The following is a 14,928-nucleotide window of genomic DNA, read 5'->3' as shown; positions in this document are numbered from 1 at the left end:
TCCTCCAAAAGGGCCGCCAACAAGACAGCGAACACCTTTTGAAGAGTTCTGACTAATTGTTCCTCCAGCTCTTTTAATAAAGGCCATTCTGTGGTAAAATGTTTCATGGACTCTCTCCCTCCTGTTTTATTGATGTTGGTCATCACCATCATAGCAGGGAGAGAGTCCTTTTTGCATGACATTTGCTTTTTTCTACCGCGCTTCGCTTGGTGGCCCCGACGAGCGTCGCGAACAAAAGTTCGCAACCCTCGTCGGGGAATCATTCCTGAATGTCACCCACAAATATTTTACTCACACGAGTGAGAACGAATGATGATTTCACAAAAAGAAATTGAAGTGCGTTACGCAGAAACAGATCAAATGGGGGTTGTTTACCATGCCAATTATTTAGTTTGGTTAGAAATCGGACGAGCCCATTTTATTCAACAACTTGGTTTCCAATATGCTGATATGGAGAAAAGGGGAATTGTGTCTCCTGTTATTGATTTGCAAATTTCTTATAAAAAGCCTTTACGCTATGGAGAGACAGCCACTATTAAAACGTGGGTAGAGTCATACGACGGCATTCGGGTTGTTTACGGGTATGAAGTGTTAACGCCAACAAATGAAATCGCAGCAGCAGCAACTTCAAAACATGTTTGCGTGGCGAAAGAAACGTTTCAACCTGTTTTAATTAGAAAATACTTTCCTGATTGGCATGAAGCGTATGAACGGGCAAAAAAAAGATAAAAGCGGGCCACCCGCTTTTATCTATATGTAAATATCGGCTCGTTTCGTTTTTCGTCAAATTCAATATGCAAATCATGGTCATCAAAATACCACGTATCGTTTTGTTCAATAAAAAAGACAATTCCTTCTTTTTCTAATATCACTGCAGCGTCGATCGGACTTTCCTTATTCACTCCTAAAGAAAAACCTTTTTGTACGGTGCTACATCCACCATATCGAGCAAAAAAACGAACGTAATCTCCACGCTGTAGTTGCAGTTCCTCTTTGTACCATACAAATGCTTCGTCACACATGTATATGTTCATTGTATTCACCATCCTTCAAACATGATTATAAAATAACGAGAAATATTTTTCTATTTTGCGCACTCATTGTGAGAAAAAATGAAAAAGGAACTATACAAATGGTGGCAAAACATGTATCATTAATCCGTAATGAACGTAAAAGCGAAAGGAGTGACGTTTCCGTTATGAGCAGGGCGAGTGCAAATGAACCAGAACCAGCAATAATAGGGGAAGTTGTTTCGTTTTTTTTCGCTGGGACGTACTGCTCACGAACGAAACAGACGCTCCAACGACAAAAAAGCGATGCTTCCCTTTTGTAGAGAAGATAGGGGGGTTACGCCATGATGAACATTTATTTATCTAATGAGCAAGGAAAATTAGAAGAAATTCACGAGTTGAAAAATGGCTGTTGGGTTAATCTCGTCTCCCCAACGGAAAGTGAAATTCGCTACATTTCAGAACATTTGAACATTCCCATTGATTCCATTAAAGATGCGCTCGATGATGAAGAGCGTTCACGTATTGAAAAAGAAGATAATCATGTGTTAATTATCGTTGATATCCCAATTATTACGTACGATGAAGGGAACATTCCAACATATGAAACCATTCCAATTGGAATGATTATCACAAATACATGCTTTATTACTGTATGCCTCCAAGAAAATCCGATTTTTGAAGAGTTTACGAAAAGTAAGGTAAAAAACTTTTATACGTATATGAAAACGCGTTTTGCCTTACAAATGTTATATATGATTTCGACGTATTATTTAAGATATTTAAAACAAATTAATCGCAAAACGAGTGAAATTGAAAAACAGCTACATCAATCGATGCAAAATAAAGAGTTGTTTTCTTTGCTTAGTTTAGAGAAGAGCCTCGTTTATTTTACAACATCATTAAAAGCGAACAATATTGTGATGGAACGGTTGCTTCGCTTAAATTATTTACGGATGTATGAAGACGATCAAGAATTGTTAGAAGATGTCATTATTGAAAATAAACAAGCGATTGAGATGACGGAGGTGTATAGTAGCATTTTAAGCGGAATGATGGATGCATTCGCTTCTGTCATTTCGAACAATTTAAACATTGTAATGAAATTTTTAGCTGCCATTACGATTGTTATTTCTTTTCCAACGATGGTGACAAGTTTTTACGGAATGAACGTTCCGATTCCGTATCAAGACAAGCCATATGCGTATTTAGTTGCTTTAGGAATCTCTTTCGTTCTTTCAAGTGTGACTGCGTTTGTTTTTTGGAAGAAACGTTATTTTTAAAAGGACGGTACATACCGTTCTTTTTTTTGTACAAAAAAACACGAACATTTATTGTTTTTTTTAAAAAAAAGATCGTTTTTTATTGACTGTTTATGTCCTATTTAGTATATTAACATTCGGAAAATGAAAGGTGAGGGATGAATAATGAACAATCGTTATGATGTGATCGTTGTTGGAGCTGGTCCGACAGGGATTTTTACTTGTTATGAATTAACGTTAAAATTACCGGGTGCACGCGTGCTGCTCGTTGATAAAGGACACGATATTTATAAGCGAAACTGTCCTATTTTGCAAAAGAAAATCGAGAAATGCCCACCGCCAGTTGGAAAAAAGGATTATGCTGGATGTATACCTGCTTGCTCAATTACAAATGGATTTGGAGGAGCTGGGGCTTATTCAGATGGGAAGTTTAACATTACGAGCGAATTTGGCGGATGGATGACTGATTACTTACCTGCCTCGACAGTGTTACAACTTATCCGTTATGTTGACGAAATTAATTTAAAGCACGGTGCTACTCAGTCTCTGACTGATCCGCTGACAGATGAAGTGAAGGAAATAGAAAGACGCGCTTATGCGGCTGGGTTGAAACTACTGCGTGCGCAAGTCCGCCATCTTGGTACAGAACAAAACTTACAAATTTTAAAGAGTATATATGAATATTTACGAACGCACATTGATATGATGTTTAAAACCGAAGTGAGCGACATTTTAACCGAAACAGTCGACGGTATGAATCATGTCAAAGGAGTTCAACTAAAAAACGGAGAGATGTTATATGCCAATCGTGTCGTCATTGCTCCTGGGCGTGATGGGTCAGCTTGGTTATCGAACATATTGAAACGTCGCGGATTGAAAATGATCAATAATCAAGTGGATATTGGTGTTCGTGTCGAAACGTCTAACGTAGTAATGGAAGAAATTAATACACATTTGTATGAAGGGAAGTTTATTTTTAACACATCCGTTGGAACACAAGTTCGAACGTTTTGTAGTAATCCGTCTGGGCATGTTGTTGTCGAAAATCATTCTGGTATTATGCTCGCGAACGGTCATGCATATAAAGATCCTAAGCTAGGAAGTAATAATACAAACTTTGCTCTTCTTGTATCTCATAAATTTTCTGAGCCATTTGATCAGCCGAACGAATATGCACAGCAAATTTCTCGTTTAGCGAATGCGTTATCTAACGGTGGGATTATTGTGCAAAAATATGGGGATATTTTGAAGGGAAGACGTTCAACCGAAAAACGAATGAAAGAAGGATTTATTGAACCAACGTTAAAAGAAGCTGTTCCAGGGGATTTAGGTCTCGTTCTTCCATACAACACGATGAAAAGTTTAATCGAAATGACAGAAGCGTTGAACAAAGTTACTCCAGGCATTGCTTCAGAACATACGCTCTTTTATGGGGTAGAGGCAAAGTTTTATTCTGCACGTCCAAAATTAACTGAACGTTTTGAAACAGAAATTTCAGGGTTATATGTTGGAGGAGATGGTGCTGGAATTACGCGTGGACTGGCACAGGCTGGAGCATGCGGGGTATGGATTGCTCGACATATTGTAGAAACGTATAGCTAGCGAGACGTTCTCGCTAGTTTTTATTTTGTTAACTTATATAAAAATAATGTTGACATATATCCTTTGATCGAATACGATTATTGGTAATTAGAAGTAAAGGGGGAGAACGATGGATTGGTTATTGCTCGCGGATCGTGTATTAACAGGGGAGGAAATTACAGATGATGAAGCGCTCTCGATATTAAATTGTCCAGATGATGAACTATTGTTATTACTACAAGGCGCTTATCGCATTCGTCAAACGTATTACGGAAATAAAGTGAAATTAAATATGATTATGAACGCAAAGTCGGGGTTGTGTCCCGAAAATTGTGGATATTGTTCGCAATCTTCGCTATCTACTGCTTCGATTCCGACATATAAAATGGTAAATAAAGATACGATTTTACAAGGGGCAAAACGAGCGTATGAAGCGAAAATAGGAACATATTGTATTGTCGCAAGCGGAAGAGGTCCGAGTGATAAGGAAATTGATGTTGTTGTATCTGCGGTGAAAGAAATTAAAGAAACATACGGTTTAAAAGTATGTGCTTGTTTAGGGATATTAAAACCAGAGCAAGCGTTGCGGTTAAAAGAAGCGGGTGTGGATCGATACAATCATAACATTAATACATCGAAAGAGCATCATCCTTACATTACGACTTCCCATACATACGATGATCGGGTACGTACGGTAGAAACTGTGAAAGAAGCGGGGATGTCCCCATGTTCTGGCGTCATTATCGGCATGAAAGAAACAAAGCAAGATGTCATTGCGATGGCGAGAAGCTTAAAAGCACTAGACGCAGACTCAATCCCTGTTAATTTTCTTCATGCAATTGATGGAACGCCGTTAGCAGGGACAAAAGACTTAAATCCTCGCTATTGTTTGAAAGTGCTCGCGCTGTTTCGTTATATGAATCCAACAAAAGAAATTCGCATTTCTGGGGGGCGAGAGGTAAACTTGCGTAGCTTGCAACCACTCGGTTTATATGCCGCCAACTCCATCTTTGTTGGAGATTATTTAACGACAGCCGGACAAGAAAAACACGCCGATTTTCAAATGATTGAAGATCTCGGATTTGATATTGACTTTGCACCAGCATCTTATGCGATATAAAAAGGCCGACGTTTTGTGTCGGCTTTTTTATATGTACATATACTATTACTAATTATGATGTTCAATGTTGGAGTGAAGTTCATGTGATATCAAGAAAATTTGAAAATGAGCGGTTGCGTCGAAAACAAGAAGAAAAAGAGATTATTGACGGTTTATTAGATATTTATAATGACTATAAATGGTTGTACGAACAGTTTGGCGATGAACAGTATGAACAAATGATGGAGCAAATCGTCGACCAGTTGAAAAAGTTTATGAGACGGAGACGACGCGAATGAAATTTATATACACTGCCATAACACGTATATGAAATAAGGAACGCAAAAAAATAGCACGCCACAAAAGAGTCCATTCGTGATCGTTTCCATCCATTGATCAATTTGTTCGTCCATAAGCTTGTCCTCCGTTTTTTTTACTTTCAACGTATGTGTACATAGTGGCAAATATACATAAAAAAAACGGATGACATAAATGAATAATTTTTTCATAACATAATACAAAGGGGGCGATATTGTGAAAGAAATTGAAGTAGTCATTGATACGGAAGAAATTGCGGAGTTCTTTTACAATGAACTTGTTCGGCGAGGTTTTGTCCCAACAGAGCGTGAAATTGAAGAAATGGCAGATATTATGTTTGATTACTTGATTGAAAAATGTATTATTGACGAAGAGGTGATTGATGAATAAAGCGACGGTCGTTCCGTCGTTTTTTATTTGAAACATTTTTTCATTTCGTTCGTATAACGTATAGAATGAAAAATAAAGGAGGCTGTTTTATGGGGCTATTTAATAAAGTATTAGCAAGTATTGGAATTGGTTCCGCTAAGGTGGATACGAAGTTGCATGAATCACAACTATCACTTGGTGAACAGATCACAGGAGTTGTAGAAGTAACAGGAGGAAATGTAGATCAAGACATTGATGATATATATTTGTCTCTTTGCGCTACATATACAAAAGAAGTAGATGATCGCAAAGTAACGAAGCAAGCAATTATTGAAAAGTGGAAAATTGCCCAATCATTCGTCATTCGTGCTGGAGAAAAAAAAGAATTTCCGTTTTCTTTCTCCCTTCCGCTTGACACACCAATTACAGTTGGAAAAACAAGAGTGTGGTTACACACAGGACTTGATATTAAAAATGCCGTCGATCCGTCAGATGAAGATTATATTCGTGTTCAACCTAATCGGATGATGAACGAAGTATTTCGGGTAATGGAAAACTTAGGATTCCGATTAAAAGAAGCAGAATGCAAAGAAGCGGCTCATTATGTTCGTAAAAACCTCCCTTTTGTTCAAGAATTTGAGTTTGTCCCGACGAGTGGTGAATTTCGTGGAAAACTGGATGAAGTAGAAATCATTTTTTTCCCACATACACCACAAGAATGTGAATTACTTATTCAAGTGGACCGACGAGCGCATGGGTTAGCTGGTTTGTTTGCAGAAGCGCTTGATTTAGATGAAACTTTTGTTCGTGTTACTATTCATGAGCAACATATTCAAACGTTACAAACAGAGCTTGCTGCACTCATTCGACGATATGCTTAAAGGATTGGGGATTCCCGATCTTTTTTTTATGCCCAAATTATTTTATATATTCGACAAAAATAGTAAAAAAATGCAAAAGGAATCGACAAAACGAATCGCTAATAGTTACGTAAAGAAAAAAGAGGGGTGGATGTTAGTGATTCGCATGCTTATGGGGAAAATATTAAAATCGACACAATGCTATGATGTAACGTTATTTCAAACTCCACAATTTGGTCAAACGAAAGGATATCGTCAAGTATATCGGTTGACGGTAAATGGAGAAGATCATGATGACGTATTAGCTGAAGTTTATCGAATGTTTAATGTTCCAGATTTAGTACCGAAAGATTATCGTGCGCGATATGTTAGTACAGGTGATATATTGCTTATTGACGAAGGAATATACGGTCAATTTTTTTATCGTTTAGGCTCGGATGGATGGGAACGTATTCATCGTATGCATGTTCGCTAAAAAATGTCTTTAAATGTTCACAAAATTGTGCTATATTGTATATAGACAATTAGCACAAGGTTAGAGTATGATAAAAAATTCCCCTTGTGCACAAGGGGATTATTTTTTTCGTTTCTCGGCACTATACTCTTTATCGTGTGCTTCAGCTTCAGCAATTAACGTATCTTTTGGAACATGATTGTTTTTTTTCGGACTATTAATGCGGTTGCGATGTTTTTTTCCCAATCGTAACCCTCCTTTACATGTAGTTACATCCATTAACATCGACAAGAACATAAAAAATATACATATGGGGTGGGGAAAGCGATGTTTGCGTTTATGATTTCTTCGATTGTTGGAATTATTTCTATTTTTTGTTCTTTGTTTATTAAATTTGAATTAGAGCGATTAATTGGGCGGAGAAAGAAAATTTTCTTCCTTCATTTCGCAAATATTAGTATCACTAACGTTGTTATTGCAAGCGCTTACTATGTGTTTAGCGGAATGTTTGAAACGAACGCACATCCATTTTATCTTATATATTTAGCGTCTTTAGAGGCGATGTTGCCGATTTACGTTGTTTGCTATTTAATATATGAACATTATGAGCAAGCGAAGAAAAAATATGTTGTGAGCGAAGATAAAAAAGTTCTATATGTAAAACCGAAGTATTTTCGAAAAATATCGTAATAAGGACGAGGGGACGCCCCTCTTTTTTTATACATGAAAAACAATGCTTTAGCGAAATATAAGAGTGTGGTATAGTATATATGCAGCGATAAAGGCTAAAGGAGGATACATATGAGCGTTCATATTGGTGCAAAAGAGCATGAAATTGCGGATAAAATTTTACTTCCTGGAGATCCGCTTCGTGCGAAGTACATTGCAGAAACGTTTTTAGAGGGAGCTACTTGTTATAATCAAGTTCGTGGTATGCTTGGGTTCACAGGTACATATAAAGGCCATCGTATTTCTGTTCAAGGAACAGGTATGGGTGTGCCATCCATCTCTATTTATATTACAGAACTTATGCAAAGTTATGGCGTTCAAACATTAATTCGTGTCGGAACGTGCGGTGCGATTCAAAAAGATGTGAAAGTTCGTGACGTCATTTTAGCGATGGCATCGTCAACGGATTCACAGATGAATCGCATGACGTTCGGAGGAATTGATTACGCTCCAACGGCTAACTTCGACTTGCTGAAAACAGCATATGAAATTGGAAAAGAAAAAGGATTGCAACTAAAGGTTGGTAGTGTATTTACAGCTGACATGTTTTATAATGAAAATGCGCAGTTTGAAAAGCTAGCACGCTACGGTGTACTTGCAGTAGAGATGGAAACAACAGCGCTTTATACGTTAGCTGCTAAATTTGGCAGAAAAGCGTTATCCGTCCTAACGGTAAGTGATCACATTTTAACAGGGGAAGAAACAACAGCTGAAGAGCGTCAAATGACATTTAATGAAATGATCGAAGTTGCGCTTGAAACAGCGATTCGTCAATAAGTGAGAAAGCTCCTGCGGCTCATTCCCCGCGGAGCTTTCTTCTATTGTGAGGGGAAAAAGATGAAAAAATGGTTATGTTGTTTTGTGATAATAATTAGCGGGTGTCAATCATTTGGATCACTTGAGCAAGAACAAAAACCGTCTAAGCCTCCTGCCCAAGTTGAGGAGCCGGCACCATCTCCTCAAACACCGACACCACCTTCCGAACAACAGGAACAAGAGGAACTTGTGCTTGAAGAAAAATTTTGGAATCAAGTTGAAGTGCAAAACGGGGTAAAAGTGATTGTTAATCCGGATAACGTGCTTGCCTTAGTAAATAAAGAACAACAATTACCGGCCGACTACAAGCCGGCTGACTTAGTCATTCCAAATGTTCCGTTTACGTTCAAAGAAACAGATGTTGAAAAACGCCATATGCGTGCTGAAGCCGCCAAGGCGTTGGAAGAGATGTTTACAGCAGCGAAAAAACAACAAATTATATTATATGCTGTGTCAGGCTATCGTTCATATGAGAGGCAACAACAATTATTTGTATCTGAAGTTCAACGGTCAGGAAAAGAAAAAGCGGTTGTTGCTGTTGCGATGCCGGGAAAAAGTGAACATCAAACAGGATTAGCGATAGATATTACAAGCCCAAGCGTTCAATATACGATTACGCCTGCATTTGGTGACACATCGGAGGGGAAATGGGTAGCCCAGCATGCTCATGAATTTGGTTTCATTATTCGTTATCCGAAAGGAAAGGAGCATATTACGAAATATCAATACGAACCTTGGCATTTGCGCTATGTTGGTAAAAAAGCCGCCAAGGTCATTTATGAGAAACAAATTACGTTAGAAGAATATTTTCAAATCGTAAAGAAAATATAAGATTATACACATTTGAGCACACGATATTGTTCAAATACATGTGCTAACTTTTTAGATACGTAAATGTATAATTCCGATTGATATACAGCGGTTAGCGCTTGGCGCAAACGCAGTTGTTTGACAAATAATTGGATTTGATGTTTGGCGTACTTCATTGCTTGATGTTGTGAAATAATTTGTTTTTTCTTAATTTTTAATTCAATTTCTGTCAATAGTGAGATGGAGAAGCGAAGGATCGCTGCCTCTGTTTGACCGATGAATTGCGAAAGCATCATTTCCATCCTCCTTCGTGTTTACAAAATTGAAATATACTTTACAATACATTAACATATCTTTTTTAAAAAAAATGTCGGAATGTGCGGTAAAATTTCGACAAAAAAGGAGCTACAGTGAAAAGTAGCTCCTTTTTATAAAATCATGGCTGCGATCCATGCGAAAATAATGACCGAAATGTTGTAATGAATAAACGTTGGAACGCATGTATCCCAAATGTGATGATGCTGACCATCCACGTTTAAACCAGATGTTGGGCCGAGCGTGCTGTCTGAGGCAGGTGATCCTGCGTCACCAAGTGCACCAGCAGCGCCAATAATCGCAATGGTTGCCATTGGACTAAGTCCGAGCTTTATACAAAGCGGAACGAAGATGGTTGCGATAATTGGAACAGTAGAAAACGAAGAGCCAATTCCCATAGTGACAAGCAGTCCGACAATTAACATAAGCAATGCGCCTAGCGCTGTGTTATGACCAATAAGAGAAGCTGCTTGCTCAACAAGTTTCTCAATATGTCCCGTTTGTTTTAATACATTCGCAAACCCTGAAGCACTTAACATCACAAATCCAATAAACGCCATCATGCGCATGCCTTCTGTCAATAAACGATCGCCTTCTGTTAAACGAATGCATCCGCTTAAGTAGATGACAACAATTCCTGCAAACGCCCCAAAAATCATGGAGTCAAGAACAAGTTGAACGGTTAAAGCAGTAATGACAGCGACGATCGCAAACCATACTCCCCGTTGTTGAAAAGATTGAGTTTCTTGACTTTCTAGTTGTATTTGTTTATATGCGCGCGGTTTCCGATACGTAAAAAAAGCAACGAGTAAGCCAACAATCATTCCGAGCGAAGGGAAAAACATCGCTTTTGGAATATCTGATTTTGCAACAACTAGCCCACTTTGAGCCATGTTCGATTGTACAATGTCATGAAAAATAGCCCCAAATCCAGTCGGTAACCACATATATGGAGTAATCAAACCAAACGTAATAATTGATGCGACTAACCGACGATCCACATGCAGCTCATTTAAAATGTGCAAAAGTGGAGGGATCAAAATAGGAATAAACGCAATATGGATTGGAATTAAGTTTTGTGAAAAACATGACATGAATAAGATGACGAGGAGAACAAGTGCTTTCGAATATTGCTTTCTTTTTGACTCCCCTTGTTTTCCGACCATTTTTATAATCATGTGAACAATAGCGTTTGGTAAGCCAGTTTTCGAAATGGCAATGGCAAATCCACCTAACAACGCATAACTTAAAGCGACTTCTGCGCTGTTTCCTAATCCTTCTGAAAACACCTCAACTGTTTTAGAAAGACTGAGATTTCCAATGAGTCCTCCCACTAATGATGCGATCAATAACGAAAACACGACATTCATACGCAATAAACTAAGAATAAGCATGACGAGTACTGAGATGACAACAGCGTTCATAATCGTGACCTCCAAAATACTTTAGTTTGATAAATTGGTAGAGTGATGAAACACTAAACAATCTATCATATGTATGAATCGTTCGTCAACAATAAATTTGGTCTAAGGCAATGTTATTGCCTGTTTCCTACTGTTCTTCAATGAACCAATTTTGTTGCTATAGACCCACACGATATACGCTTGGTACAATGATAACGCAAAAAATGACGAAGAAGTTGGTGGAACAGATGACAAAGATGAAACCTGAATTTGGGGCGTGGGTGAGCATCGGCTCTTATATCGTTTTATCTTTTGCAAAGTTATACGTCGGATATATGGCAAATTCAGAGGCATTAAAAGCTGATGGGTGGAATAACTTTACAGATATTCTTGCCTCTATCGCTATTTTAATTGGACTGCTCATCGCAAAAAAACCACGTGATGACAACCATCCATACGGTCATTCACGCGCGGAACATATTTCATCTTTAATCGCAGCGTTTATTATGATGTCGATCGGAGTGGATGTATTGATAAACGCTGTGCAAACGTTGAAAGAGAGGGAGTATGTCAAACCGGATTGGATAGCGGTATGGACAGCAGGTACTTCAGCTGTATTTATGTTTTTTGTATATATGTTTAACAACCGTTTAGCAATAGCTACAAATAGTCAAGCACTTGCTGCTGCTGCGAAAGACCATTTATCCGATGTGCTCGTTAGTGTAGGAACGGTTATTGGGGTCATTGGTGCTCAGTTACATATGCGTTGGCTTGATCCTGTTACAGCTTTTGTTATCGGGTTTATGATTTGCAAAACAGCATGGGATATTTTTAAAGAAGCATCCCATACGTTGACGGACGGGTTTGATGACGAAATGTTAAAGCAATATAAACAGGAAATTGAGCGCATTGACGGTGTGAAGCAAGTAGTAGATATTAAAGGAAGAATGTATGGCAATGAAGTTGTCATAGATGTTACGATCTCTGTTGCCCCGTATTTGAATGTTTTAACAAGTCATGACATTGCAGATCAAGTTGAGCGCTTGCTTGAACAAAAGTACGGAGTTATCTACGCCCACGTTCATATTGAGCCGTATGAACAAGAGTATGTTTTTCGTGGGGACTGAGATGAGAGAGGAGTTATAAAATGGAAAATAGAACAATTGGAGTCATTTACGCACTATCTGCTTACGTACTATGGGGGATATTACCTTTATATTGGAAATTACTTCAACACGTCGGGGCAGAAGAGATTTTATCTTATCGTATTGTCGCTTCTTTTTTATTTATGATTGCGCTGTTGCTTATTCAAAAAAGTTGGTCTACGTTTTTGCATACGTGTCAATGGTTGTGGAGAGAAAAAAAGCGAGCAGCCGCTCTCATTGCTGCCGCGATGCTTATTAGTACAAATTGGTTTATTTACATATGGGCTGTTAATCACGATCATATGGTTGAAGCAAGTCTAGGTTATTATATGAATCCACTATTAAATGTTTTATTCGGTGTGATTGTGTTAAAAGAGCGTCTGTACAAATGGCAAGTTGTCTCGTTTATTTTAGCCGCTTTTGGTGTTGTACTTATGACGATTGAATACGGTAAATTTCCATGGATCGCTCTGTCGCTTGCTTGCAGCTTCGCGTTGTATAGCCTCGTGAAAAAAGTGATTAAAGTTGATGCCACAATCGGTTTAACAGTAGAGACGATGCTTGTTACTCCTTTTGCGCTAGCATGGATTGTTCATTCGTTTAGCGAATGGTCACGACCTTCTTTTTCATTGATGACGATGTTGTTGCTTGTTGGTGCTGGACCAGCTACTGCCTTGCCGCTCTTATATTTTTCGAAAGGGGCACAGCACATATCGTTAACTCTTTTAGGTTTTCTACAATACATCTCTCCAACATTAAGTTTGTTGCTCGGCGTGTTTTTGTTTCACGAGCCGTTTACAAATGCCCACATGTATGCATTTAGTTGTATTTGGACGGCTTTACTTTTATTTTCACTTTCTAGTACATGGGAGAAACGAAAAGAAAAATCATTGAACATGTAGCGCCTGTCTCGTGAACAGGCGTTTTTTTCACCCATTTTTTTAAAAACTATAACGTTTTACTTGGCGGTTGAATAGGTTGTTAGTACAAGAAGGAGGTGTCAAAAGATGAGTGGAGGACATCATCATGGTGGTGGCTTTGCGTTAATTGTTGTATTGTTTATTTTGCTAATTATTGTTGGCAGTGCTTATATTGGTGGCTGGGGTTATTAATCAACAATAGAGGGGGAAATACGTGATGTACGGATATGGCTATGGATACGGTTATCCAGGATACGGAAAAACATTTGTGCTCATCGTCGTACTATTTATTTTGTTAATTATCGTCGGTGCGGCTTGGTGCTAAAGAGCAAGAGGGGATTTCCCTCTTGCTTTTATACATGTTTCCATTTTTTGATTAATCGTATGAATAATAATATGGCACCGGAAGCTAAGCCAGCAATAAGACCGAGCCAATACCCAAACGGCCCAGCGGTTGTATATTGAGTGAAGACGTATCCAACGGGTAAGCCAATTAACCAATACGATACGAGTGCAATAAAAAATGGGAAGCGAACGTCTTTGTATCCACGTAATGCCCCTTGAATAGGTGCTGCAACGGCATCAGAGAATTGGAAAAATAAAACGTATAACAAAAAACGCTTCGTCCATTGTAAAACAAGTGCATCATTCGTATATAAGGAAGCAATTGCTTCTCGAAACAGCAATAGGACGATAGAGGCAACAATAGCCATCATTACAGCAGAAGAAATACCGATGATACAGTAACGCTTCGCGTGCTCTAACCGCTTCGCTCCTACTTCAAAACCAACAATAATGGTTAAAGTAAGGGAAACGCTTAGTGGAATCATATATAAAAGGGAACCGAAGTTGAGCGCTGCTTGATGAGCTGCAATCGTGGCTGTTCCAAATTGACTCATCAACAAGGTAACAGCCGAGAAAATGCTTGTTTCGAAAAAGATAGCTAATCCAATAGGTGTGCCGATCAAAAATAATTGTTTCCAAATAGAAAATGATATCGGATGAAGCTTTTTTAGTATATTGTATGTTGCGAAAGGTTTACGAAAGCGAACGAGTAAAAATGCACATAGCAATAAGCACCAATACGTTATGCTTGTAGCGTATCCTGCTCCTACTCCACCGAATGCAGGTATACCCCATCGTCCGAAAATAAATATATCATTCAATAAAATGTTTAATGGCAACGAGCATAGCGTTAGCATCATTGTTACATTCGTTCGACCAAGTGCATCGATAAATGAACGAAGAACATGATAAATAAAAATCGGGACAATACCAATACATAATGCTTGTAAATATTGATAAGCAACGATTTGAACATCATGTTCGATCGGCATGTTTTCCAATAAAATAGGAACGAAAAAATAAATGAGCGTAAACACAAAGAAAGCAAAGACGGCCGCTAAGTATATCGCTTGTTCAACTGTTCGAGAAATACGCTCGTGGTCTTTCGCCCCGAAAGCTTGAGCAACAATAGGGGTTAGACCGGTTAATATACCTCCGATTCCCGTAAATATGGCGATCCAAATGTTTGAGCCAATGGCTACACCTGCTAAATCAACTGCGCTATATTTGCCTGTCATCGTCACATCAAAAAAGTTCATCATATATAAACTTATTTGTGTAAGAAAAATAGGAAATAATATATGTAAAAACTGCTTTATTTTTTCTTTTACCGTGTATGTTTCTTTCATCTGTTCCTCCAAATAACATGTGAAAAATATAAACAAACGATATTATAACATATCATTTTCATATATTCATGGATAATCCTCTTGCTTTTCATGTTAAGTTTTGTTACATTAAAAAAGTCGTTTTTTATTATAAACATCAGGTG

The 14,928-nt window shown here is 38.2% G+C and carries 20 protein-coding genes; 15 read left to right on the top strand and 5 right to left on the bottom strand.

All coding sequences use genetic code 11. From position 1 onward, the window contains the following. Positions 1-309: 309 nt before the first annotated feature. Entirely contained in the window at positions 310-729 is a 420-nt protein-coding gene (locus LH47_RS08890) for an acyl-CoA thioesterase (protein ID WP_043966663.1), read from the top strand. 17 nt (positions 730-746) lie between these two features. On the opposite strand, the gene LH47_RS08885 is transcribed toward LH47_RS08890, so the two are convergent. Further along, entirely contained in the window at positions 747-1,034 is a 288-nt protein-coding gene (locus LH47_RS08885) for a HesB/YadR/YfhF family protein (RefSeq protein ID WP_043966662.1), read from the bottom strand. A 320-nt stretch (positions 1,035-1,354) separates the two neighbouring features. Here LH47_RS08885 and LH47_RS08875 point away from each other — a divergent pair, with 320 nt between their 5' ends. The 7 genes from LH47_RS08875 to LH47_RS08850 all read left to right on the top strand — a co-directional run bounded on the left by LH47_RS08875 (position 1,355) and on the right by LH47_RS08850 (position 6,974). Next, on the top strand, positions 1,355-2,293 hold the full coding sequence (locus LH47_RS08875; protein ID WP_009361285.1) for a magnesium transporter CorA family protein: 939 nt from the start codon (positions 1,355-1,357) through the stop codon (positions 2,291-2,293). A 144-nt stretch (positions 2,294-2,437) separates the two neighbouring features. Beyond that, positions 2,438-3,874: an NAD(P)/FAD-dependent oxidoreductase gene (locus LH47_RS08870; RefSeq protein ID WP_043966658.1), complete on the top strand. Its 1,437-nt coding sequence runs from the start codon at positions 2,438-2,440 to the stop codon at positions 3,872-3,874. 109 nt (positions 3,875-3,983) lie between these two features. Next, entirely contained in the window at positions 3,984-4,973 is a 990-nt protein-coding gene (gene bioB, locus LH47_RS08865) for a biotin synthase BioB (RefSeq protein ID WP_043966656.1), read from the top strand. Positions 4,974-5,056: 83 nt separating this feature from the next. Continuing rightward, entirely contained in the window at positions 5,057-5,251 is a 195-nt protein-coding gene (locus tag LH47_RS08860; protein ID WP_043966654.1) for a hypothetical protein, read from the top strand. 235 nt (positions 5,252-5,486) lie between these two features. After that, positions 5,487-5,660, top strand: coding sequence for a YozD family protein (locus tag LH47_RS15245; RefSeq protein WP_084221294.1), 174 nt, complete (start codon positions 5,487-5,489; stop codon positions 5,658-5,660). Positions 5,661-5,749: 89 nt separating this feature from the next. Beyond that, positions 5,750-6,520 (top strand): sporulation protein, encoded by a 771-nt coding sequence (locus LH47_RS08855; protein WP_043966652.1) that lies wholly within the window; start codon positions 5,750-5,752, stop codon positions 6,518-6,520. 130 nt (positions 6,521-6,650) lie between these two features. Beyond that, a complete protein-coding gene (locus LH47_RS08850; protein WP_152619611.1) occupies positions 6,651-6,974 on the top strand; it encodes a hypothetical protein in 324 nt (107 codons plus the stop codon). Positions 6,975-7,073: 99 nt separating this feature from the next. On the opposite strand, the gene LH47_RS17105 is transcribed toward LH47_RS08850, so the two are convergent. Continuing rightward, positions 7,074-7,199, bottom strand: coding sequence for a hypothetical protein (locus LH47_RS17105; protein WP_019417697.1), 126 nt, complete (start codon positions 7,197-7,199; stop codon positions 7,074-7,076). 81 nt (positions 7,200-7,280) lie between these two features. Between LH47_RS17105 and LH47_RS08845 the strand changes: the two genes are divergently transcribed. The 3 genes from LH47_RS08845 (at position 7,281) to LH47_RS08835 (ending at position 9,329) form a co-directional block, all read left to right on the top strand. Beyond that, positions 7,281-7,643, top strand: a complete 363-nt coding sequence (locus LH47_RS08845; protein WP_043966650.1) for a hypothetical protein — start codon at positions 7,281-7,283, stop codon at positions 7,641-7,643. Positions 7,644-7,754: 111 nt separating this feature from the next. Continuing rightward, positions 7,755-8,459, top strand: a complete 705-nt coding sequence (deoD, locus tag LH47_RS08840) for a purine-nucleoside phosphorylase (protein WP_043966648.1) — start codon at positions 7,755-7,757, stop codon at positions 8,457-8,459. A 60-nt stretch (positions 8,460-8,519) separates the two neighbouring features. Beyond that, on the top strand, positions 8,520-9,329 hold the full coding sequence (locus tag LH47_RS08835; RefSeq protein ID WP_043966646.1) for a M15 family metallopeptidase: 810 nt from the start codon (positions 8,520-8,522) through the stop codon (positions 9,327-9,329). Between the two features lie 2 nt (positions 9,330-9,331). Here the strand turns inward: LH47_RS08835 and LH47_RS08830 are convergent, their stop codons facing one another. Both LH47_RS08830 and LH47_RS08825 read right to left on the bottom strand, forming a co-directional pair. Further along, on the bottom strand, positions 9,332-9,610 hold the full coding sequence (locus LH47_RS08830) for a hypothetical protein (protein WP_235341093.1): 279 nt from the start codon (positions 9,608-9,610) through the stop codon (positions 9,332-9,334). A 126-nt stretch (positions 9,611-9,736) separates the two neighbouring features. Next, positions 9,737-11,047 (bottom strand): Na+/H+ antiporter family protein, encoded by a 1,311-nt coding sequence (locus LH47_RS08825; RefSeq protein WP_043966644.1) that lies wholly within the window; start codon positions 11,045-11,047, stop codon positions 9,737-9,739. A gap of 227 nt (positions 11,048-11,274) precedes the next feature. On the opposite strand from LH47_RS08825, the gene LH47_RS08820 reads away from it, so the two are divergent. The 4 genes from LH47_RS08820 to LH47_RS15235 all read left to right on the top strand — a co-directional run bounded on the left by LH47_RS08820 (position 11,275) and on the right by LH47_RS15235 (position 13,416). Continuing rightward, positions 11,275-12,153, top strand: coding sequence for a cation diffusion facilitator family transporter (locus LH47_RS08820; protein ID WP_043966664.1), 879 nt, complete (start codon positions 11,275-11,277; stop codon positions 12,151-12,153). A 20-nt stretch (positions 12,154-12,173) separates the two neighbouring features. Beyond that, positions 12,174-13,073, top strand: coding sequence for an EamA family transporter RarD (gene rarD, locus LH47_RS08815; protein ID WP_043966642.1), 900 nt, complete (start codon positions 12,174-12,176; stop codon positions 13,071-13,073). A 105-nt stretch (positions 13,074-13,178) separates the two neighbouring features. Further along, entirely contained in the window at positions 13,179-13,283 is a 105-nt protein-coding gene (locus LH47_RS15240; protein ID WP_021094060.1) for a YjcZ family sporulation protein, read from the top strand. A gap of 25 nt (positions 13,284-13,308) precedes the next feature. Beyond that, positions 13,309-13,416, top strand: a complete 108-nt coding sequence (locus LH47_RS15235) for a YjcZ family sporulation protein (protein WP_080513067.1) — start codon at positions 13,309-13,311, stop codon at positions 13,414-13,416. Positions 13,417-13,444: 28 nt separating this feature from the next. On the opposite strand, the gene LH47_RS08810 is transcribed toward LH47_RS15235, so the two are convergent. Continuing rightward, positions 13,445-14,785 carry an MATE family efflux transporter gene (locus LH47_RS08810; protein ID WP_043966640.1) on the bottom strand — a complete coding sequence of 447 codons (1,341 nt, stop codon included), beginning with the start codon at positions 14,783-14,785 and terminating at the stop codon, positions 13,445-13,447. Between the last annotated feature and the right edge of the window lie 143 nt (positions 14,786-14,928).

The organism is Anoxybacillus thermarum, assembly GCF_000836725.1.
GTDB lineage: Bacteria > Bacillota > Bacilli > Bacillales > Anoxybacillaceae > Anoxybacillus > Anoxybacillus thermarum.
This window is presented reverse-complemented; position numbering and strand designations above follow the sequence as displayed.